The following is a 19,775-nucleotide window of genomic DNA, read 5'->3' on the forward strand; positions in this document are numbered from 1 at the left end:
TGAATGAGATAGACTTTCAAATCTATTTTAGGAGAAGGGAAGGTTTCAAAATGAAAAAATTATTTAGCTTGATATTGGCACTTCTGTTACTTATCACGCTTGGAGCTTGTGGAAAATCAGGTGGAAGAGCGGACGATGCCTTAGTGGGCAAATACGTAGCTGTTAGTGGAACGGCCATGGGAGTAACGCTATCTGGTGATGATATGGCTGGCTTCAAACTCGAATTGATGAGTGGAGGCAAGGCGAAACTAAACGTAGAAGGAACAACTGCAGAAGGTAAATGGAAAAATGATGATAACACGTTAACTCTTACTATTGAAAATACTGATATGGTTGGCAAACTTGGTAAGGATACGATTACATTTGAAAGTATCTTGAAAGAGCTTGTCGGAACTTCAATGGATGTGAAACTTGCAAAAGAAGGAACAGATGCAGCGAAACCTGAGAACTTCTTGCCAGAAGAAGAGAGAGCTCTATTAGGAGACTGGGTAGGCGCGTCTGTAGCGGATGTAATGGATGCAGACGCATCTGGAGAAATAGCACCAGATTCCTTGAAGGCAACTTTAAAGGCAGATCATACTTCTACAATTACCTATAAAGGAGAAGTAATTGCCACTCCTAAATGGAGTTATGTGACGGGTACCATTATATTTGAAGGTAAGGTTGCTGGAAATGCGAGTCTATACAGTGAACAAAAAGATGGGGTCTTTAAAATAACTTATAGCGGAGACAAGTATTATACCTTTACAATGAAATCATCTAAAGGAGATTAGAATAATAAATGGGCTAAATCAGTGCGGTGATGGTATGGAACTGTCATCGCACTTTTGGATTGGCTAAGGTAGTTATCAGCTATAATTTACGAATCTAATAATTTTTAGTGATTTTCAGAAGATTTTGATTGTGATAAAAACGAACGTTTACAGAAGGTTTTTTAAAAAAATTGACAAAAACTGTACTTTGGTTTATAATAAGTCAAGGAAACGTCGGAAAAGACGTAGTGATGCGAAGGCATAGGTAGGTCATTACAAAAGAAACGAGACATCGATATGTTAAATGAATTTCCAATTTTTGATTACGAAGATATTCAGTTGATCCCTAATAAATGTGTCATTAAAAGCCGTGCAGAAGCGGATACAAGTGTCACGCTTGGAAATCATACGTTTAAACTACCTGTTGTACCAGCAAATATGCAGACGATTTTGGATGAGAACGTAGCAGAGCAACTTGCTAAAGGTGGGTACTTTTACATTATGCACCGTTTTGATGAAGCGGGGCGCATTCCCTTTATCAAACGCATGCACGATCAAGGGCTCATTGCATCCATTTCTGTCGGTGTCAAGGATTACGAGTATGACTTTGTTAGCCAGCTCAAGGCTGATGCTCCGGAATATATCACGATTGATATTGCCCATGGTCATGCGGATAGCGTGATTTCTATGATTCAACACATCAAGAAAGAGTTGCCAGATACTTTTGTCATTGCTGGAAATGTGGGAACGCCAGAAGCTGTGCGTGAATTGGAAAATGCTGGTGCCGATGCTACTAAGGTTGGCATTGGTCCTGGTAAGGTTTGTATCACCAAGGTCAAGACTGGTTTTGGGACAGGCGGTTGGCAGTTGGCTGCCCTACGCTGGTGTGCAAAGGCTGCGCGTAAGCCGATCATCGCTGATGGTGGAATTCGTACTCATGGCGACATTGCCAAGTCTATCCGTTTCGGTGCTAGCATGGTCATGATTGGTTCCCTTTTTGCAGGACACATCGAAAGCCCAGGGAAAACGATTGAAGTCGATGGCGAACAGTTCAAAGAATACTATGGTTCAGCTTCTCAATACCAAAAAGGAGCTTATAAAAATGTAGAAGGAAAACGCATCTTACTTCCTGCCAAAGGGCATTTGCAAGACACTCTTACTGAGATGGAGCAGGATTTGCAAAGTGCCATTTCCTACGCAGGTGGACGCAAGGTAGCTGACCTCAAGCACGTTGATTATGTTATCGTGAAAAACTCTATCTGGAATGGGGATGCTTCTCACTAATGGACGCTTAGTCCATCCATAAAAAACTTGTTATTAGAGCAAATTTCTGTTATAATAAAACAAGTTTCCACCCTTAGTGTAATGGATATCACGTAAGATTCCGGTTCTTAAGATGGGGGTTCGATTCCCTCAGGGTGGATGTAAACAGCCTAAAAAAGCCTTTAAATAAGGCTTTTTTCTTTATATTGCCTCCAAAATTGGAAATTTTTTTTCAAAAACTACCCAAATCTTTCCTAGTTCCGTTTTAAAGTGACTCAGAGTTTTTTTTTTGTTATAATAGAAAAGATCGTAATTATTAGAAAGAGGTTGGTATGAAAGAATTACAAACTGTACTGAAAGACCGTTTTGCAATCGAATTTGCAGATAAAAAGCTACTAGAAACTGCCTTTACTCATACGAGTTATGCCAATGAGCACCGCCTCTTAAAAATTTCACACAATGAGCGCTTGGAATTTTTAGGAGACGCTGTTCTGCAATTATTGATTTCAGAATATCTGTATAAAAAATATCCTAAGAAACCAGAGGGAGATTTGTCTAAACTCCGTGCCATGATTGTACGAGAGGAGAGTTTGGCTGGTTTTGCGCGTGATTGCCAGTTTGATCAGTTTATCAAGCTAGGAAAAGGAGAAGAAAAATCTGGTGGGCGCAATCGTGACACCATTCTTGGTGATGCCTTTGAAGCCTTTCTGGGAGCTTTGCTTTTAGACAAGGATGTTGCTAGGGTAAAAGAGTTTATCTATCAGGTCATGATTCCCAAGGTTGAGGCAGGTGACTTTGAGATGATTACGGATTACAAGACACACTTGCAAGAGTTGCTCCAGGTCAATGGAGATGTGGATATTCGCTACCAGGTGACTTCTGAGATAGGACCTGCCCATGATAAGGTTTTTGATGTAGAAGTTCTGGTTGAAGGCAAGAGTATCGGAAAAGGACAAGGACGCTCCAAAAAATTAGCAGAGCAGGAAGCCGCGAAAAATGCAGTGGAGAAAGGGCTGGATTCATGTATTTAAAGGAAATTGAGATCCAGGGATTCAAGTCCTTTGCTGATAAGACCAAAGTCGTCTTTGACCAAGGTGTGACAGCTGTCGTTGGGCCAAATGGTTCTGGAAAGTCAAATATCACAGAAAGTCTGCGATGGGCTTTAGGTGAGTCTAGTGTTAAGAGCCTTCGTGGTGGCAAGATGCCCGACGTTATCTTTGCTGGAACTGAAAGTCGCAAACCGCTCAATTATGCTTCGGTTGTCGTGACTTTAGATAATGAAGATGGCTTTATCAAGGATGCAGGGCAAGTCATTAAGGTAGAACGCCATATCTATCGTAGTGGGGATAGCGAGTATCGAATTGATGGCAAGAAAGTCCGTTTGCGTGATGTACATGATCTTTTCTTGGATACAGGTCTGGGACGGGATTCCTTCTCCATCATTTCTCAAGGGAAAGTTGAGGAAATTTTTAACTCCAAGCCCGAAGAACGCCGTGCTATTTTTGAAGAAGCAGCTGGAGTTTTAAAATACAAGACTCGTCGAAAAGAAACAGAAAGCAAACTGCAACAAACTCAAGACAATCTAGACCGCTTAGAGGACATTATCTATGAGTTGGATAATCAAATCAAGCCCCTTGCAAAACAAGCCGAGAATGCCCGTAAGTTTTTAGACTTGGATGGTCAACGTAAGGCAATTTACTTGGATGTACTGGTTGCCCAAATCAAGGAAAATAAGGTCGAACTAGAGCTGACAGAAGAAGAGCTAACGCAGGTTCAGGAACTCTTGACCAGTTATTACCAAAAACGTGAAGAGTTAGAAGAGGAAAATCAAAGTCTTAAAAAGAAACGCCAGGATCTCCAAGCTGAAATGGCTAAAGACCAAGGGAGCTTAATGGATTTGACTAGTTTGATCAGTGACTTAGAGCGAAAACTAGCCTTGTCTAAACTGGAATCCGAGCAAGTAGCCCTCAATCAACAAGAAGCACAAACCCGTTTGGCGACTTTGGAAGACAAGAGAAAGGCGCTAAGTAAAGAAAAATCTGAAAAAGAAGCGAACTTAGAACAGTTAGAGGAAAGCCTAGCTGAAAACAACAAGGAACTCAATCGTTTAGAAGCGGAATTGCTGACTTTTTCAGATGATCCTGACCAGATGATCGAGCTTTTGCGTGAACGTTTTGTGGCGCTTTTACAAGAAGAAGCGGATGTCTCAAACCAACTGACCCGCATCGAGAATGAGTTGGAAAACAGCCGTCAACTATCTCAAAAACAAGCAGATCAACTTGAGAAATTGAAAGAACAGCTGGCTACAGCCAAAGAGAAGGCTAGTCAGCAAAAAGACGAGCTTGAAACCGCCAAGGAGCAGGTTCAGAAATTATTGGCAGACTACCAAGCTAGTGCCAAGGAACAAGAGGAGCAGAAAGCTTCTTACCAAGCCCAGCAGAGCCAACTCTTTGACCGTCTGGACGCTCTTAAAAACAAGCAGGCTAGAGCCCAAAGCTTAGAAAATATTCTAAGAAATCATAGTAATTTTTATGCGGGTGTTAAGAGTGTTCTTCAAGAAAAAGACCGTCTTGGTGGGATCATTGGTGCAGTCAGTGAACATTTGACCTTTGATGTGCATTATCAAACTGCCTTGGAGATTGCGCTTGGAGCTAGCAGTCAGCATATCATCGTAGAAGATGAAAACGCGGCAACTAATGCCATTGATTTCCTCAAGCGCAACAGAGCTGGTCGTGCAACCTTTCTTCCACTGACGACTATCAAGGCTCGTACGATTTCTAGTCAGAATCAAGATGCTATCTCTGCAAGTCTAGGATTTCTGGGTATGGCAGATGAGTTGGTGTCGTTTGATAAGAGACTAGAAGCCATTTTCAAGAACTTGCTAGCAACGACAGCAATTTTTGATACTGTAGAACATGCACGTACGGCAGCTCGCCAAGTTCGCTATCAGGTTCGTATGGTGACGCTGGATGGGACAGAGTTGCGTACAGGTGGTTCCTACGCGGGTGGTGCCAATCGTCAAAATAACAGTATTTTCATCAAGCCAGAACTAGAGCAATTACAAAAAGAAATTGCTGAAGAAGAAGCTAGTCTGCAATCAGAAGAAGCGAGTTTGAAGACCCTGCAAGATGAAATGGCGGTATTGACTGAAAGATTAGAAGCTATCAAGTCTCAGGGTGAGCAAGCTCGTATTCAGGAGCAAGGCTTGTACCTTGCCTATCAACAAACCAATCAGCAGGTCGAAGAACTGGAAACGCTTTGGAAACTTCAAGAAGAGGAATTAAATCGTCTTTCTGAAGGAGATTGGCAAGCGGACAAGGAAAAATGCCAAGAGCGCCTTGCTACTATCGCCAGTGAAAAGCAAAATCTGGAAGCTGAGATTGAAGAGATTAAGTCTAACAAAAACGCTATTCAAGAACGCTATCAAAACTTGCAGGAACAGATTTCTCAAGCGCGCTTGCTTAAGTCCGAACTGCAAGGACAAAAGCGGTACGAAGTGACTGATATTGAACGCTTAGGCAAGGAACTGGATAATCTGGATATCGAGCAAGAGGAAATCCAGCGCCTCCTTCAAGAAAAGGTTGATAATCTTGAGAAAGTGGATACGGATTTGCTAAGTCAGCAGGAGGAAGAGGCCAAAACTCAGAAAGCCAATCTTCAACAAGGTCTGATTCGCAAGCAGTTTGAGTTGGATGATATTGACGGTCAGCTAGATGATATTGCCAGTCATTTGGATCAGGCTCGCCAGCAGAATGAAGAGTGGATTCGCAAACAAACACGTGCTGAAGCTAAGAAGGAAAAGGTCAGCGAACGCTTGCGCCATCTACAAGGTCAGTTAACAGACCAGTACCAAATCAGCTACACAGAGGCGCTAGAAAAGGCTCATAAACTGGAAAATCTCAATCTGGCGGAGCAAGAGGTTAAGGATTTAGAGAAGGCTATTCGCTCACTGGGTCCTGTCAACTTGGACGCTATTGACCAGTACGAAGAAGTTCACAACCGTCTGGATTTCCTCAATAGCCAGCGTGATGATATTTTGTCTGCGAAAAACTTGCTTCTTGAGACCATCACAGAGATGAATGATGAGGTTAAGGAACGCTTCAAATCAACCTTTGAGGCTATTCGTGAGTCCTTTAAAGTGACCTTTAGACAGATGTTTGGCGGCGGTCAGGCAGACTTGATATTGACTGAGGGAGATCTTTTAACCGCTGGTGTAGAGATTTCTGTCCAACCACCAGGTAAGAAAATCCAATCTCTCAACCTCATGAGTGGTGGTGAGAAAGCCCTATCTGCTCTGGCTCTGCTCTTCTCAATCATCCGAGTTAAGACTATTCCTTTCGTCATCTTGGACGAGGTAGAGGCGGCGCTGGACGAAGCCAATGTCAAACGTTTTGGGGATTACCTCAATCGCTTTGACAAGGACAGCCAGTTCATCGTCGTAACCCACCGTAAAGGGACGATGGCGGCAGCGGACTCTATTTATGGAGTTACCATGCAAGAGTCAGGTGTGTCTAAGATTGTTTCGGTTAAGTTAAAAGACTTGGAAGAAACAGTAGACTAGTTACCAAATGATAGCATCTCTTAGGAGGTGCTATTTTTTAAAACTAAAGTGCTAAATTTTCTCTTGAGGTCAGTTCAGGCGCAAAAAACGACATTTGGGATTTCCTCTTAGCGAAAAGGCTTTCTCTATGATATAATAGTTTCATGATTACAACAGTACCTATTAAGAACGAAAAAGATATTGCAGTACCGGGGAAAACAGTCCTTGTACTAGGTTATTTTGATGGCATCCACAAGGGGCATCAGAAACTTTTTGAAGTGGCTAGTAAGGCCTCGATGAAGGACTATCTGCCAGTTGTTGTGATGACCTTTACAGAGTCGCCAAAACTTGCCTTGCAACCTTACCAACCTGAGCTCATGCTCCATATCGTCAATCACGAGGAACGTGAGCACAAGATGAAGTGGCACGGAGTAGAGGCTCTTTTCTTACTTGACTTTAGTAGCAAATTTGCTAGTTTAACGGGTCAAGAATTCTTTGATACTTATGTTAGAGCTTTAAAACCAGCGATTATCGTAGCGGGATTTGATTACACGTTTGGTTCAGATAAGAAAACTGCGGATGAACTGAAGGACTATTTTGATGGAGAGATCATCATTGTTCCTCCAGTCGAGGACGAAAAGGGCAAGATTAGTTCCACACGGATTCGCCAAGCTATTCTTGATGGAGATGTCAAGGAAGTCAATCACCTGCTCGGTACTCCGCTCCCATCTCGTGGGATGGTCGTTCACGGAAATGCTCGTGGGCGTACTATCGGATATCCAACAGCCAATCTGGTTCTAAGAGACCGAACCTACATGCCAGCAGACGGTGTTTATGTAGTCGATGTTGAGGTGCAACGTCAAAGATATCGTGGCATGGCGAGTGTTGGCAAAAATGTTACCTTTGATGGAGAAGAACCACGTTTTGAAGTCAATATTTTCGACTTTTCAGACGATATTTACGGTGAGACCGTCATTGTCTACTGGTTAGACCGTGTCCGCGATATGGTCAAATTTGACTCCGTAGAGGAACTGGTAGACCAACTCCAGAAAGACGAAGAGATTGCTCGGAACTGGAAGGATGGAGATTCTATCATTCAAGAGTCTCAGGTATAGAAAACGTCTGAAAAAGCTACTAGAAGGATTAGTTGTTTTGGTACTAGTTTTGAGAGCATGATAAAATGATCTTTCAGTTCCCAATTTTAGCAACTACTTATGTTCAGAATATAGACGAGGATTTATTATGCAAACGCAAGAAGAAATGAATATTCTGGTACCTGAAAAATTAGCAGAAATTGAGCGTGATTACGATGTCACAGTTTTGTGGGCTATCGAGTCTGGTAGTCGTGCATGGGGTTTTGAGTCTCCTGATAGTGACTTTGATGTACGATTTATCTACAAACACAAGCGAGATTTTTATCTCCATTTGAATGAACGGCGTGATGTTATCGAGTTACCAATTGACGATACTTGGGATGTGAGTGGCTGGGATTTAGACAAGGCTTTAAAACTCCTTTATAAGTCAAATCCAACACTGTTTGAATGGTTACAGTCTCCAATTGTTTATCAACAAACGGATTTTATCGAGCGCATACGTCCTCTTGCCAACCAGTATTTTTCAGAGAAAAAAATGCTTCATCATTACTTGAACACTGCTAGAACTCAAATGAATAAGTATCTTTCAGGAGACAAGGTCAAACCTAAAAAGTATTTCTATGCGCTGCGTCCTATTTTGGCTTGCCGTTGGATCGAAAAATACCATTCTATTCCGCCGATTTTATTTGATGATTTGGTCAAAGAATTACTTCCGTCCCAAATGCAGGAGCATGTGTCAAGATTGCTTGACATTAAGATAAACGGTCCTGAAGACATGGAAATTGAGCCTATAAAGCCAATTCAAGATTATATTTTAGATAATATCCAAGAACTGGATGCATACGTTCAAAGTGTTAGTGAGGAAAAGAAAGACTGGAAATCTCTAAATCAATTTTTCCTTGAAGAATTAAGGCATGATTGAGGTTGTTTATGGGGAAATGGACATGTAGATGCGGGCAAGCAATGAACGACCATAGGTCGCCCGATCCAAGTGCTTATTCAGTTTATTCGGATGAGTTGTTTGAAGAAATCATGAATAAAGCTGACGACCATAATAAAATTTCTTATGATGATATTTCTGAAGCATCCTTTTATATGTGGAAGTGCCCTGAATGTGGCAGTTTTATGGTTTTTGGCGAAGACGGAGAAACTCATCGTTTTACTTTTTATGAGCGCCAAGAAGCAGAAAAGGTTGAACCTCTCTTTGATCCGAATCAAGAGCTAAATCTCGTTGTTGTTGAGTTTCAGGAGGGAGGGAATGGCTATACTTATATCTGCGATGACCTAAATATCCATATTGGACATGCTGTAGTTGTCCCAGTGGGGAAGGAAAATACTGAAAAAACTGCTCTAGTTGTACAGAAGAATCATGCTCTACCAAAGGATATCACTTTTCCTGTTGAAAAGTTAAAACGTGTCATTCGTAGGTATTCACATTTCGACCCACTCACTTCGAAAATCGTTTGTAGAAATTTAATTAAGCTTGGAAGAATTCTTGATGCTTGTTCTAAAAACGCTAAACCTGCTAATCAGCAATATTATAGTATCAAAACCCCTTTAGGCTATTTCTGGTTAGAACTAAATGGAGTTCCGATTCCAATGAAAATCACACAGATTCAAGTCAGAGATAAAAAGTACCAAGTAGAAGGTGCGTTTTATATTAAGCCTTTAGAGATTAACTGTAGAAGATTCTATGAACTGGAATTATGTGAAGATTTTGATATTGATGCTTCTAGATGGATCGATGTTCTCTCGGATGAAAATGTTTGGGGCAATAGCTGGGAACTAAATGGTCTTCAATTTGGTATTACTGCAGGGGAATCTCCAGAATTTGAAGACGAAGTTGTTGCAAGAAAATATAGTCGTATCCCACTTTATTATGACTGGCACCCTGAATTTCAGGATTATTATGGTTTCAGTTTAGCCTGGAAAAAATACGAGTCTGATAGCGATTTGTCAATAGATTTCTATACAACGTAAGATGCAGGAGAATAAGCATGAATCAAGCATGGGAATTATTGTTTGAGGGCAAGATTGAAGAGGCTAAAAAATTAGTTGAAGCTGATTTTTCTTTGGAAACTTGCACTAATTTTAGTTTATTAAATTTGATGGGCTATATCTATCTTGAAGAGCAAAATTATAACGAGTGCTTAAGTATCTACCAGCGTTATATTGACTTAGCCCGAACTAAAAGTGACCAAGACAATGAACATATAGGCTATCATCAGTTAGCGATGGTTTACCGTGAAATGGGGCATTTTCAAAAAGCTCTACTCTATATCGATCAGGAAATGCAAATTATAAAAAAATATTTTCCCAATGATGCTTTGAAATTTTCTGTTAACAACTATGAACAAGGCTACCTTCGTTTAAAGTTGGGAAATCTAGAAGAGGCAGAAAGCTATATGAAAGAATCCCTAGATTTTGCTTTGACAACTGAGGACTTCATTGCTCAAGCCTGTGCATATAGAGGGATGGGAGAGATTTATCTCAAGCAAAATTCAAATAAATCACGAGATTATTTTTATCAATCTATTCAACTCTTTGAAAAAGCTGAGGATAAAATTGGAGCAGACGGGGTAAGAGCTTTATTACAAAATGGGAAGTAGTCCAACTGAGCTGAAGCAAAACAGTAAAAAGCGGAGATTCATGGTGCAGAAAAGAGGCTAGTTCATAACTTCAACAACTAGAAGTTATGGACTAGCCTCAAAAGTTTGACCCAAAAATCCAGTTATGGGACTTAGTGCATTTATATTATGGCTTCATTTTACAGAAACCGAAAGTAAATAACTACTTTAAATATAAAATTTTGTAACTTATCATAATTTTTTGAAAAAAGCTAGTAATTTGACTGAAAAAAATTTGCAATTCTCCACAAGAAAATATATAATATAGTTGAGATGGAAAAACGTTTTGTAAAAGGAGGTGCACATTATGTTCTTTGGATACTACTTCCGTTTTTGGTTCAGCATTTGGTGGCGTTAATAGAGGTTAGTGGTTGTTAAATTAAACTCAAATAGCTTTATGCCAGTAAGAAACTGAAATATTCAGTTTAATATGAGTTTTATTTTATCTAGTAAATTAACGTTTTCTATCACAACTCTATTGCAGTTAAGCTATGATATGTGATGATTGTCAACCCTATCTTGTTAACATTTTTATGGTCTCGAGAAATCTTATTTCTTGGGACTTTTTCTATTGTTTGAAAGGTTGCATGTTGATTTTGTTGAACTAGGAGAACAAAAAAGACAAGCTACTTTGAAAAGTAATTTGTCTGTTGCTGGGTTACTTTTTATTGAAACACGCGATAAACGTAAGGATTTTCTGGCTTGTCTACTTTTGTGAAACTCTCAACTTCCAGTGTTGGGAGTTTTTGTTTGAGTTCTTTATGGTAGTGGAGAGTGAGAGTTCCTTTGGCAGTAATCCAGGTATTGTCAGGATACTGGCGTGAGTTTCCCTTAGTCAGGAGTCCGTATACTCCAGAGTCGGCGATACAGTGGATGATTCCAAAGCGAAAGAGGAACTGGCTATCTGGATGGCTAGGATCGTTATAAACAAAGCCTGTAAACTCGATTTTCTTTCCTTCAAACTCTTGTGGGTAGTCATAGAGAACTTCCATGACCTCCATATAGTTTTCATCAGTGACTTGAATGGTTGGCTTGGAGAGGTATTTATCAGCTGTAGCCCTCATTTCCTTTTCATAAGCGGATTTGGAAAAATAGGTGCTGGTATCGGGTTTGAGGTATTGACTGGATATTCCTTCGCTTGCCTGAATGGCTGTGTTGATTCCCTCCGCAAGTGGGAAATGATATCCCTTAGCAGATACGGTTCTCGAGTCCAAACTTACTGTCGGAAAGGCAACTCCAATCAACAGAGGTAGTGACAGTAACAGGATGCTGATTTGTCTAGATCGACGACTTTCCAAATGGCTGTGAGAATTGATTTTTTCGATCCAGATATAGAATTGGACCAGAGCCAACAGAAGAGAAAGGACCATAGAGATATAGACTAGATAGGAATAGTGGAGGTTGATGTAGTGGCTGAGCTTGCCAGATAGCTGCAGATACAGGGTCAGAGCAAAATAACCTAGTAGAATGAAAAATCGGATCATAGCATCACTCCTATCATGTAAGAATAAAGTAAGACAAGCACTGCCACGATGCCTATGAATTGCCAGATGAATCGCGCTTTGAGATAGTGTTTCATCATGAGGAGATTTTTGATATCAAGCATGGGTCCAATGACCAGAAAAGCAAGGACTGGCGCTAGGCCGAAGCTCGAGAGGAGAGAAGCGCCGATAAAGGCGTCCGCCTCGCTACAAAGAGAGAGAAGAAAGGCTAGAAACATGAGCAAGAGAATCGCAAGGGTTGGACTAGCACTGATAGAAGTCAGGATCCGAGTCGGGACATAGACCTGCACGATAGTAGCAAAGAGACAGCCAAAGACCAAGTAACGCCCCATATCGAAAAACTCATCAATAGCTTGTATAAAGACCTGCAAAGCTTTTCTAGCAGGATTCAAGTGTGAAAAGTCATGTTCATGACAAGTAATAGAATTCTCTTTTTGAATGGGTTCCTTCCAGAAAAATCCTAGGAAAATTCCAAGCACCAAAGCAATCACAATAGCTCCCAGCGCTCGCAAGAAGGCAAATTTTATTGAATTGCCAAAGGCAGAATAAGTAGCGAAAAGAACGATAGGATTGATGATGGGAGCAGTCACCAGAAAAGGAACGGCCGTGTAGCTGGGCACTTTCTTTTCTAGAAAACGATTGATGATAGGAACGATTCCACACTCGCAGGATGGAAAGAGAAAGCCAATGAAGGTACCAAAAAAGATCCTCCCCCACCGATTGCGAGGGAGAAACTCATAGACCTTGTCAGGTGTGATATAGACTTCAATCCAGCCTGAAATGAGACTCCCAATCAGAACAAAAGGAAGGGCTTCGATTATGATGGAGAGAAAAATAGCTCCCGTTTGTAATACACTAGGAGGAAGAGATTGGAAAATCGTCATCTATTTTTTCTTCTCAACTTTTTCTTTTTTATCTTTGTCATCTGGAAAAGTGACTTGTGTTAAGTCAGGAAGTTTGGCAAATTCTTCAAACATCTTGTCCAAGTCATCCGTTTTTGTAAATTTAACAGCCATGGGCCTACCTCTTTTCTACATTCTACCTCTATTATACTATTATTTTGCGGAAATGGGATTATTTTTATTTTGATAATCAAAGAGGTAATAACAGATAAGACGAAAAAAGCCCAGTCCCTTATGGTATAATAGGTTTATGGATAAAAAATATGAAAAAATTTCCCAAGATTTGGGTGTAACCTTAAAGCAAATCGATACCGTTCTAAGTTTGACAGCTGAAGGGGCGACGATTCCCTTCATCGCGCGTTATCGGAAGGACATGACTGGTAGTCTGGATGAGGTGGCGATTAAGGCTATTATTGATTTGGATAAAAGTCTGACAAATCTCAACGACCGTAAGGAAGCTGTCTTGGCTAAGATTCAAGAACAAGGCAAGCTAACCAAGGAATTGGAAGAAGCTATCTTGGCTGCAGAAAAATTAGCAGACGTAGAGGAACTCTATCTTCCTTATAAGGAAAAACGTCGGACCAAGGCAACCATTGCCCGTGAAGCTGGACTCTTTCCTCTTGCTCGCTTGATTTTGCAGAATGTAGATGGTTTAGAGAAAGAAGCTGAGAAGTTTGTCTGTGAAGGATTTGCGACTGGTAAAGAAGCCTTGGCTGGTGCGGTTGATATTTTGGTCGAGGCCTTATCTGAAGATGTGACTTTGCGTTCACTGACCTATCAGGAAGTGTTGAGACACTCTAAAATCACTTCGCAAGTCAAGGATGAAAGTCTTGATGAAAAACAAGTTTTTCAGATTTATTATGATTTTTCAGAGACCGTTGGTAATATGCAGGGTTATCGTACCTTAGCTCTCAATCGTGGTGAGAAACTAGGTGTCTTAAAAGTCGGATTTGAACATGCGACGGAGCGTATTCTATCTTTCTTCGCTGCTCGTTTCAAGGTGAAAAATGCCTATATAGAAGAGGTTATCCAGCAATCTGTTAAGAAAAAAGTCTTGCCTGCTATCGAACGACGCATTCGGACAGAATTGACTGAGAAAGCAGAAGAAGGGGCTATCCAACTCTTTTCTGACAACCTGCGCAATCTCCTCTTGGTTGCTCCACTGAAAGGGCGCGTGGTTCTAGGATTTGACCCTGCCTTTCGTACAGGTGCCAAGCTGGCTGTTGTTGATGCAACAGGGAAAATGCTGACTACCCACGTCATCTATCCTGTCAAACCAGCCTCAGCTCGTCAAATCGAAGAAGCCAAGCGAGACTTGGCCGACCTGATTGCTCAATACGGTGTAGAAATTATTGCCATTGGAAATGGAACGGCCAGTCGCGAAAGTGAAGCTTTTGTGGCGGAAGTTCTTAAAGATTTTCCTGAGGTCAGCTATGTTATCGTCAATGAAAGTGGTGCTTCTGTCTACTCTGCCAGCGACCTTGCTCGTCAGGAGTTTCCAGACTTAACCGTTGAAAAACGATCGGCTATCTCTATCGCCCGTCGTTTGCAAGATCCCCTTGCTGAATTGGTAAAAATCGATCCCAAGTCAATCGGTGTCGGTCAATACCAGCACGATGTCAGTCAGAAGAAACTGTCTGAGAGTCTAGATTTTGTCGTCGATACCGTGGTGAACCAAGTCGGTGTCAATGTCAATACAGCCAGCCCAGCACTTCTCTCCCATGTAGCTGGACTCAATAAAACTATCTCTGAAAATATCGTCAAATACCGTGAAGAAGAAGGAAAAATCACTTCACGCGCTCAAATTAAGAAAGTTCCTCGCCTGGGAGCTAAAGCCTTTGAGCAGGCTGCTGGTTTCCTCCGTATTCCTGAAAGTAGCAATATCCTTGATAATACAGGAGTTCACCCAGAAAACTACGCTGCGGTTAAGGAGCTCTTCAAACGCTTGGATATCAAGGATTTGAATGAAGAAGCACAAAATAAGCTTAAGTCCCTTTCAGTTAAGGAGATGTCGCAAGAATTGAATCTCGGCCCAGAAACGCTTAAAGATATCATTGCTGACCTTCTCAAACCAGGTCGAGACTTCCGTGATTCCTTTGATGCACCTGTGCTTCGTCAAGATGTATTGGATATCAAAGATCTTGTTGCTGGGCAGAAGCTGGAAGGTGTGGTGCGTAATGTCGTTGACTTCGGTGCATTCGTTGATATTGGGATTCACGAGGACGGTTTGATCCATATTTCCCACATGAGTCGCAAATTTATCAAACATCCCAGCCAAGTGGTGTCAGTTGGAGATTTGGTAACGGTTTGGGTTAAGAAAATCGATACCGAACGTGAAAAAGTCAATCTGTCGCTCCTTGCTCCAGATGAATCTAACTGAGTATGTTAAGCATGTTTCCCTCGAAGACTTTGGTAGACCTTTTACACACCAAGCCCAGTGGAATTCTCGTCTGCGAACGACAGGTGGGCGATTTTTCCCTAAGGATGGGCATTTGGATTTTAATCCCAAGGTGTATAATGAACTTGGTTTGGAAGTTTTTCGCAAAATCGTGCGCCATGAGCTTTGTCACTATCACCTTTATTTTCAGAAAAAGGGGTATCGCCATAAGGACCGAGATTTTAAGGAACTGTTGAAAGAAGTGGATGGCCTGCGCTTTGTTCCCCCTTTGAAAGATCAAAGCACCTACCTAGTCTATCAGTGCCAATCCTGCCAGCAATCCTATCAACGCAAGAGAAGGATTGACACAAAACGCTATCGCTGTGGCGTCTGCCGTGGTAAACTCGTTATCTTAAATCAGCCTATGGACTGATGTTATTGATCCCGTTTTATGCTATACTACTTGTAAGAATACCGAAAGAGGAAACAATCATGAATACAAAATTTTATAAAATGAGACGAAATCGTATGGTGTCAGGAGTTTTAGCTGGTCTATCAGACAAGTGGAAACTTGATGTAACCCTAGTCCGCTTTCTCTTCGCCATTTTTACTATATCAAATTTTGGGATTGGTGTGATTATTTACATCATCCTCGCCTCTATCCTGCCAACTAAGGAAGAGATTGATGCGGAAATGTATGGAACAGGACCACGCAAACGCAAGAAAGCCGAGGCTATTGATGACAATGATGGCTGGTTTTGGTGAGATTTAACAGGAAGTATTTATTATTTGCACTATGTTACTTAAAAGAAGCAGCATAAATGACTGAAAATCCCTTGTGGTTATTTAGCCACAAGGGATTTTGGTATTTAAGTATATTCTTTTCCATCTTGAGAGAGATGAATTACCTGATCAGCCATTTTCCAGATACTAGCATTGTGAGTTGCGATGATAATTGTTCTATTAGCATTACGAAGTTCAAGGAGAATTTCCATAATTTCCTTGGAATTTTTTGGATCTAGCGAGGCGGTAGGCTCATCGGCTAAAATTAAAGGAGGATCTTTCAGGATAATCTTAGCAAGTGCTACGCGTTGAGCCTCGCCACCAGATAATTCATAGATTTTTTGGTTGAGGCTTAGATAATCTAGTCTGACAGCTTGTAGTGCTTGAAGAAGAAGTCTCTCTTTTTCTTGTTTCTTGTTCTGTTTTTTGCCAATCAGTCCCAGCTCAAGGTTTTCTCGAATGGTCTGACTTTCTAATAATCCGAAGTTCTGGAAGAGATAACCTAGCTCGTTACGATAGAATTCCTCATTTTTTAGTGAAGTCAAAGACTTTCCTTTATAAATGATTTCTCCTTTGTCGAAAGTCTCTAGTTTTGCAAGCATATTGAGCAAAGTGGTTTTTCCACAACCACTGTCTCCTATCAAAGCATACACTATACCACTTTGAAAATTCAGATTCAAGTCTGAAAAAATAATACGAGAACCAAATTGTTTCCAAATATGTTGCAATTCAATCATACTATCCTCCTTTGATAATGCTAGCATAGGTTTTACTTTCCTTCTTATCACAAATCTTCAATAGAAGAACGGCTAAACTTGAAAAGCTGAAAAATAGGATCAGGGTAATCCAGATATTCTTAGAAATAATGAAAGCTAGACCACTTCCAAGAAAGAGAGCTATTATTTGAGAAGTGATATATCTATTGTGTAATTCAAAGAAATAATAGCCTGCGATTTTTTTCAAGAATATGGTTTTGCGAAAGGCTTCAAAATAGAGCAGATTTAAACTTGTAAACAGCAAAATTGAAGTCAAAATAGCAAACATAGCACTCGCTAAGTTACTAAAAATTTCTATTTTAATTTTTTGATTTAACTGGAGATAGGTTTCCCTAGCAGACGATAGCCTTGAGACCATATGATCAAGTTGATAGTGTTTTAAAAGTTCTTGTGTCTGGTGGAGGTCTGTAAAATAGAGATATTCTAGATTTGTAAACCAGAAGATGGAGGAAGCCTTACCAAGTGCTTTAGGAGAAAGCACAAGAAAGATGGGATTTGATAACCATTGATCATAAGCAATATGAGCGGTATTATAGAGAAATACATCATTTTTTTGATTGGTATAAGCTATACTAACTTCGACAGTTTGATTAGACTTGCTACTGTATAATCGGTTGGTTAACTCTTGTTGCAAGGTTGATTTTATATCTTTTTCGTTTTTTTGTAGTTCTTCTGGGAGTATGGCAAGGATCTGTCCATCTTTGAGGGTGTTGATTTTTTGAAAGGTTTCTGATGTTAACTTTATACCTTCTTTTTTGAAGTAGTTAGGTGTTACATAGAGAATATTTTTTCCTTCCACACCATAAGGGTTATTTTCAGTTTCATTATGATTTGAGGTAGCTTGCTTAAGAGCTTGCTCAACTAGATTATGTTTAATAAGGAAGGCATTCTCATTATCTATAGCATGCTGAATAAAGTCAAACCATTTATCAGCATTTGTCTGCAGTTCATCTAAATTTTTCATCTGACTGGAGCGCCCTGTTTGAAGAGTAACAACATTGGAGCGTTGTTCCCAAGTAGCTTGTCCAGCCTCATTTTTCTCAAGGATATGATAGTAAGTAGACATACGTCCAAATCCTACAATAACCAGTAGAATGGCAAGTACCTGACCAAAGTAGAGAATGTGTAGGATTGACTTGATTGGTAATTTTCCTTTAATGATAGAGAGAAGATGAACTCTTTTCAAAGAAATAGTAAAAAGAATGGCAATTAGGAGACTAAGTAAGAAAAGTAGGCTATTGTAAAGAATAAAAAGTATTCCTAAAAAAGTTTGAACCTCATAAGGATATCCTAGGGAAATGAGCAAGACACTTGCTATCAGCAAAGCAGGTAGACCAAAAAGAAGGATATCAAGTCCGTCTCTTGCGAGAGAACGAAAGAAGAGATGGCTAAGTTGTTCTCCAGAAATCAATCGAATCCCTGACTGAGAAAGAGATTGAATCTGACCGATAACAATCAAAGCTAAGAAAGTCAGCAAAAAGATTAACATACTGGTAAGCTGATTAGGTTGGGTAAAGAGGGCAAGTACAAAGGATACTCTGTCATTTTCAAATGCATTCGCTTTTTCTAGTCCAAGTTCTTTCAGATGAGTGGCCAATTCTTGACTAGTTAGGGATCCGCTGATAATATTGTAGTTGTTGAGAAGATCGCTCTTGTGAATGCTTTCTTGACTTGCTGGAGGCATCCAGTCTGGGAGTTTCCCATCTCCAAAAACTTCGTAGTAAGTTTGTGATTTTCCATCACTATCTACTTCCCAAATGGTTCTTGCGATAAGACTATTATGTTCTTTAGCAAGACTATCTAATTCTTGTTTGAGGGTAGTATAATCGGCTTGTCCACTGAGTACAGCCACACCTGGAAATAGGCGTTGAGGAAGAGCTTCTTTCCAAAAGGACAGAGTCGCAATGAGAAAGAAAGTTAAAAGAAGATTGCTGATGAAGAGAAAAACACGTTTCATAGGAACCTCTTTCTAAAAAGAGGGGCTGAACCTCCCTCCTTATAGCAGTGATACGAATGATAGTTTAGCACTTTTAAAAATAATTATCAGAAAGCTAATTCTTTTACAAGATGTTAAGGAAAGCCTTTTCATAACTTAATTTTACTATTTTTTTAAGAATAAAACAAGCAATGACAGGACTTCTTATAGTAGCCATTTTCAAAAATATTCTTCAATCTTACAAAAATGTAAGATTAAAGTCTCTTTTGTAAGGTTAGGTTATGGCAGACCTCCTTTTTTTACGATAAACTAGACTCATAAAGAACAAAGGAGCAAAACCATGAAAAGAATCTTACATAAGAAAACAAGAAAACCAAGTCAAAAAGATATCGAGCGTGTTCAACTGGGATGCGCTATGATGCAAGCACAGTTTCAAATGATGGGATATTAAGAAGGAGAAAATCATGACACTTTTAGATGTAAAACACGTTCAAAAAATCTATAAAACTCGTTTTCAAGGCAATCAAGTAGAGGCCCTCAAGGATATTCACTTTACCGTGGAAAAGGGTGACTACGTTGCCATCATGGGTGAGTCTGGTTCTGGGAAGTCAACTCTGCTCAATATCCTAGCTATGCTGGACAAACCAACTCGTGGGCAGGTTTACCTAAACGGAACAGACACAGCCACTATTAAAAATTCACAGGCTTCAAGTTTCCGTCGTGAGAAGTTGGGATTTGTCTTCCAAGACTTTAACTTACTAGATACCTTGTCTGTTAAGGACAATATCTTGCTTCCGTTAGTTCTATCTCGAAAACCTATCACGGAGATGATGAAGAAATTGGTGGTGACAGCTGAAAATTTGGGCATCAACCAACTGCAAGAGAAGTACCCTTACGAGATCTCTGGTGGGCAGAAACAGCGGGTAGCAGTAGCCCGCGCCATCATCACAGAACCTGAAATTCTCCTTGCGGATGAACCAACAGGAGCCCTTGACTCCAAGTCATCTGCAGCCTTACTCGATGTTTTTGACGAAATCAATGAGCGTGGTCAAACCATTCTCATGGTAACTCACTCAACGGCAGCAGCCAGCAGGGCCAAGCGTGTCCTTTTCATCAAGGATGGGATTCTCTACAACCAAATCTACCGTGGAGACAAGACAGAGCGTCAGATGTTCCAAGAAATCTCTGATACTTTGACTGTTATGGCAAGCGAGGTGAATTAG

General features: G+C 40.5%; 17 protein-coding genes and 1 tRNA gene. 13 read left to right on the plus strand and 5 right to left on the minus strand.

Annotated features, from left to right (window positions below):
• Nucleotides 1-50 precede the first annotated feature (50 nt).
• The 9 genes from HT680_RS03135 to HT680_RS03175 all read left to right on the plus strand — a co-directional run bounded on the left by HT680_RS03135 (nt 51) and on the right by HT680_RS03175 (nt 10,258).
• Entirely contained in the window at nt 51-773 is a 723-nt protein-coding gene (locus HT680_RS03135) for a hypothetical protein (protein ID WP_173258160.1), read from the plus strand.
• A 276-nt stretch (nt 774-1,049) separates the two neighbouring features.
• Nucleotides 1,050-2,036 (plus strand): GMP reductase, encoded by a 987-nt coding sequence (locus HT680_RS03140; RefSeq protein ID WP_000931163.1) that lies wholly within the window; start codon nt 1,050-1,052, stop codon nt 2,034-2,036.
• A gap of 67 nt (nt 2,037-2,103) precedes the next feature.
• A tRNA-Arg gene (locus HT680_RS03145) sits at nt 2,104-2,175 on the plus strand.
• Nucleotides 2,176-2,347: 172 nt separating this feature from the next.
• A complete protein-coding gene (gene rnc, locus HT680_RS03150; RefSeq protein WP_173258162.1) occupies nt 2,348-3,046 on the plus strand; it encodes a ribonuclease III in 699 nt (232 codons plus the stop codon).
• Nucleotides 3,037-6,576, plus strand: a complete 3,540-nt coding sequence (gene smc, locus HT680_RS03155) for a chromosome segregation protein SMC (RefSeq protein ID WP_173258164.1) — start codon at nt 3,037-3,039, stop codon at nt 6,574-6,576. The genes rnc and smc overlap by 10 nt, the downstream gene beginning before the upstream one ends.
• Before the next feature lie 143 nt (nt 6,577-6,719).
• Nucleotides 6,720-7,670 (plus strand): bifunctional riboflavin kinase/FAD synthetase, encoded by a 951-nt coding sequence (locus tag HT680_RS03160; RefSeq protein ID WP_173258166.1) that lies wholly within the window; start codon nt 6,720-6,722, stop codon nt 7,668-7,670.
• 127 nt (nt 7,671-7,797) lie between these two features.
• Nucleotides 7,798-8,571, plus strand: coding sequence for a nucleotidyltransferase domain-containing protein (locus tag HT680_RS03165; RefSeq protein WP_173258169.1), 774 nt, complete (start codon nt 7,798-7,800; stop codon nt 8,569-8,571).
• Nucleotides 8,572-8,579: 8 nt separating this feature from the next.
• Nucleotides 8,580-9,629: a hypothetical protein gene (locus HT680_RS03170; RefSeq protein ID WP_173258171.1), complete on the plus strand. Its 1,050-nt coding sequence runs from the start codon at nt 8,580-8,582 to the stop codon at nt 9,627-9,629.
• A gap of 17 nt (nt 9,630-9,646) precedes the next feature.
• The gene (locus HT680_RS03175; RefSeq protein ID WP_173258173.1) at nt 9,647-10,258 is read left to right on the plus strand and encodes a tetratricopeptide repeat protein; all 612 of its coding nucleotides are present in this window, start codon (nt 9,647-9,649) and stop codon (nt 10,256-10,258) included.
• A 683-nt stretch (nt 10,259-10,941) separates the two neighbouring features.
• Here HT680_RS03175 and HT680_RS03180 read toward each other — a convergent pair.
• Genes HT680_RS03180 through HT680_RS09230 form a run of 3 tightly spaced genes read right to left on the minus strand, consistent with a single transcriptional unit; the run spans nt 10,942 to nt 12,794 of the window.
• Nucleotides 10,942-11,760, minus strand: coding sequence for a TIGR03943 family protein (locus HT680_RS03180; protein WP_173258175.1), 819 nt, complete (start codon nt 11,758-11,760; stop codon nt 10,942-10,944).
• Nucleotides 11,757-12,662: a permease gene (locus HT680_RS03185; RefSeq protein ID WP_173258177.1), complete on the minus strand. Its 906-nt coding sequence runs from the start codon at nt 12,660-12,662 to the stop codon at nt 11,757-11,759. Before HT680_RS03185 ends, HT680_RS03180 begins: the two co-directional genes overlap by 4 nt.
• Complete coding sequence (locus HT680_RS09230; protein ID WP_000268696.1) at nt 12,663-12,794, minus strand: SPJ_0845 family protein; 132 nt, start codon at nt 12,792-12,794, stop codon at nt 12,663-12,665.
• Between the two features lie 136 nt (nt 12,795-12,930).
• Here HT680_RS09230 and HT680_RS03190 point away from each other — a divergent pair, with 136 nt between their 5' ends.
• Genes HT680_RS03190 through HT680_RS03200 form a run of 3 tightly spaced genes read left to right on the plus strand, consistent with a single transcriptional unit; the run spans nt 12,931 to nt 15,822 of the window.
• Nucleotides 12,931-15,060: a Tex family protein gene (locus HT680_RS03190; protein ID WP_173258180.1), complete on the plus strand. Its 2,130-nt coding sequence runs from the start codon at nt 12,931-12,933 to the stop codon at nt 15,058-15,060.
• Nucleotides 15,047-15,490 (plus strand): SprT family protein, encoded by a 444-nt coding sequence (locus HT680_RS03195; protein WP_173258644.1) that lies wholly within the window; start codon nt 15,047-15,049, stop codon nt 15,488-15,490. The genes HT680_RS03190 and HT680_RS03195 overlap by 14 nt, the downstream gene beginning before the upstream one ends.
• 59 nt (nt 15,491-15,549) lie before the next feature.
• Nucleotides 15,550-15,822, plus strand: a complete 273-nt coding sequence (locus HT680_RS03200; protein WP_173258182.1) for a PspC domain-containing protein — start codon at nt 15,550-15,552, stop codon at nt 15,820-15,822.
• A 104-nt stretch (nt 15,823-15,926) separates the two neighbouring features.
• Here HT680_RS03200 and HT680_RS03205 read toward each other — a convergent pair whose 3' ends face one another.
• Complete coding sequence (locus tag HT680_RS03205) at nt 15,927-16,577, minus strand: ABC transporter ATP-binding protein (RefSeq protein WP_173258185.1); 651 nt, start codon at nt 16,575-16,577, stop codon at nt 15,927-15,929.
• Between the two features lies 1 nt (nt 16,578).
• Complete coding sequence (locus HT680_RS03210) at nt 16,579-18,573, minus strand: DUF1430 domain-containing protein (RefSeq protein WP_173258187.1); 1,995 nt, start codon at nt 18,571-18,573, stop codon at nt 16,579-16,581.
• 443 nt (nt 18,574-19,016) lie between these two features.
• On the opposite strand from HT680_RS03210, the gene HT680_RS03215 reads away from it, so the two are divergent.
• Entirely contained in the window at nt 19,017-19,775 is a 759-nt protein-coding gene (locus HT680_RS03215) for an ABC transporter ATP-binding protein (protein WP_000173369.1), read from the plus strand.

Origin of the sequence: Streptococcus sp. 5905 (assembly GCF_013276505.1) — a bacterium.
Taxonomy (GTDB): Bacteria; Bacillota; Bacilli; order Lactobacillales; family Streptococcaceae; genus Streptococcus.

Excerpts from the sequence above, each read along its gene's own strand:
- HT680_RS03135 (WP_173258160.1), top strand. The coding sequence starts at position 51 with ATGAAAAAATTATTTAGCTTGATATTGGCACTTCTGTTACTTATCACG.
- HT680_RS03140 (WP_000931163.1), top strand. The coding sequence starts at position 1,050 with ATGTTAAATGAATTTCCAATTTTTGATTACGAAGATATTCAGTTGATC.
- rnc (WP_173258162.1), top strand. The coding sequence starts at position 2,348 with ATGAAAGAATTACAAACTGTACTGAAAGACCGTTTTGCAATCGAATTT.
- smc (WP_173258164.1), top strand. The coding sequence starts at position 3,037 with ATGTATTTAAAGGAAATTGAGATCCAGGGATTCAAGTCCTTTGCTGAT.
- HT680_RS03160 (WP_173258166.1), top strand. The coding sequence starts at position 6,720 with ATGATTACAACAGTACCTATTAAGAACGAAAAAGATATTGCAGTACCG.
- HT680_RS03165 (WP_173258169.1), top strand. The coding sequence starts at position 7,798 with ATGCAAACGCAAGAAGAAATGAATATTCTGGTACCTGAAAAATTAGCA.
- HT680_RS03170 (WP_173258171.1), top strand. The coding sequence starts at position 8,580 with ATGGGGAAATGGACATGTAGATGCGGGCAAGCAATGAACGACCATAGG.
- HT680_RS03175 (WP_173258173.1), top strand. The coding sequence starts at position 9,647 with ATGAATCAAGCATGGGAATTATTGTTTGAGGGCAAGATTGAAGAGGCT.
- HT680_RS03180 (WP_173258175.1), bottom strand. The coding sequence starts at position 11,760 with ATGATCCGATTTTTCATTCTACTAGGTTATTTTGCTCTGACCCTGTAT.
- HT680_RS03185 (WP_173258177.1), bottom strand. The coding sequence starts at position 12,662 with ATGACGATTTTCCAATCTCTTCCTCCTAGTGTATTACAAACGGGAGCT.
- HT680_RS09230 (WP_000268696.1), bottom strand. The coding sequence starts at position 12,794 with ATGGCTGTTAAATTTACAAAAACGGATGACTTGGACAAGATGTTTGAA.
- HT680_RS03190 (WP_173258180.1), top strand. The coding sequence starts at position 12,931 with ATGGATAAAAAATATGAAAAAATTTCCCAAGATTTGGGTGTAACCTTA.
- HT680_RS03195 (WP_173258644.1), top strand. The coding sequence starts at position 15,047 with ATGAATCTAACTGAGTATGTTAAGCATGTTTCCCTCGAAGACTTTGGT.
- HT680_RS03200 (WP_173258182.1), top strand. The coding sequence starts at position 15,550 with ATGAATACAAAATTTTATAAAATGAGACGAAATCGTATGGTGTCAGGA.
- HT680_RS03205 (WP_173258185.1), bottom strand. The coding sequence starts at position 16,577 with ATGATTGAATTGCAACATATTTGGAAACAATTTGGTTCTCGTATTATT.
- HT680_RS03210 (WP_173258187.1), bottom strand. The coding sequence starts at position 18,573 with ATGAAACGTGTTTTTCTCTTCATCAGCAATCTTCTTTTAACTTTCTTT.
- HT680_RS03215 (WP_000173369.1), top strand. The coding sequence starts at position 19,017 with ATGACACTTTTAGATGTAAAACACGTTCAAAAAATCTATAAAACTCGT.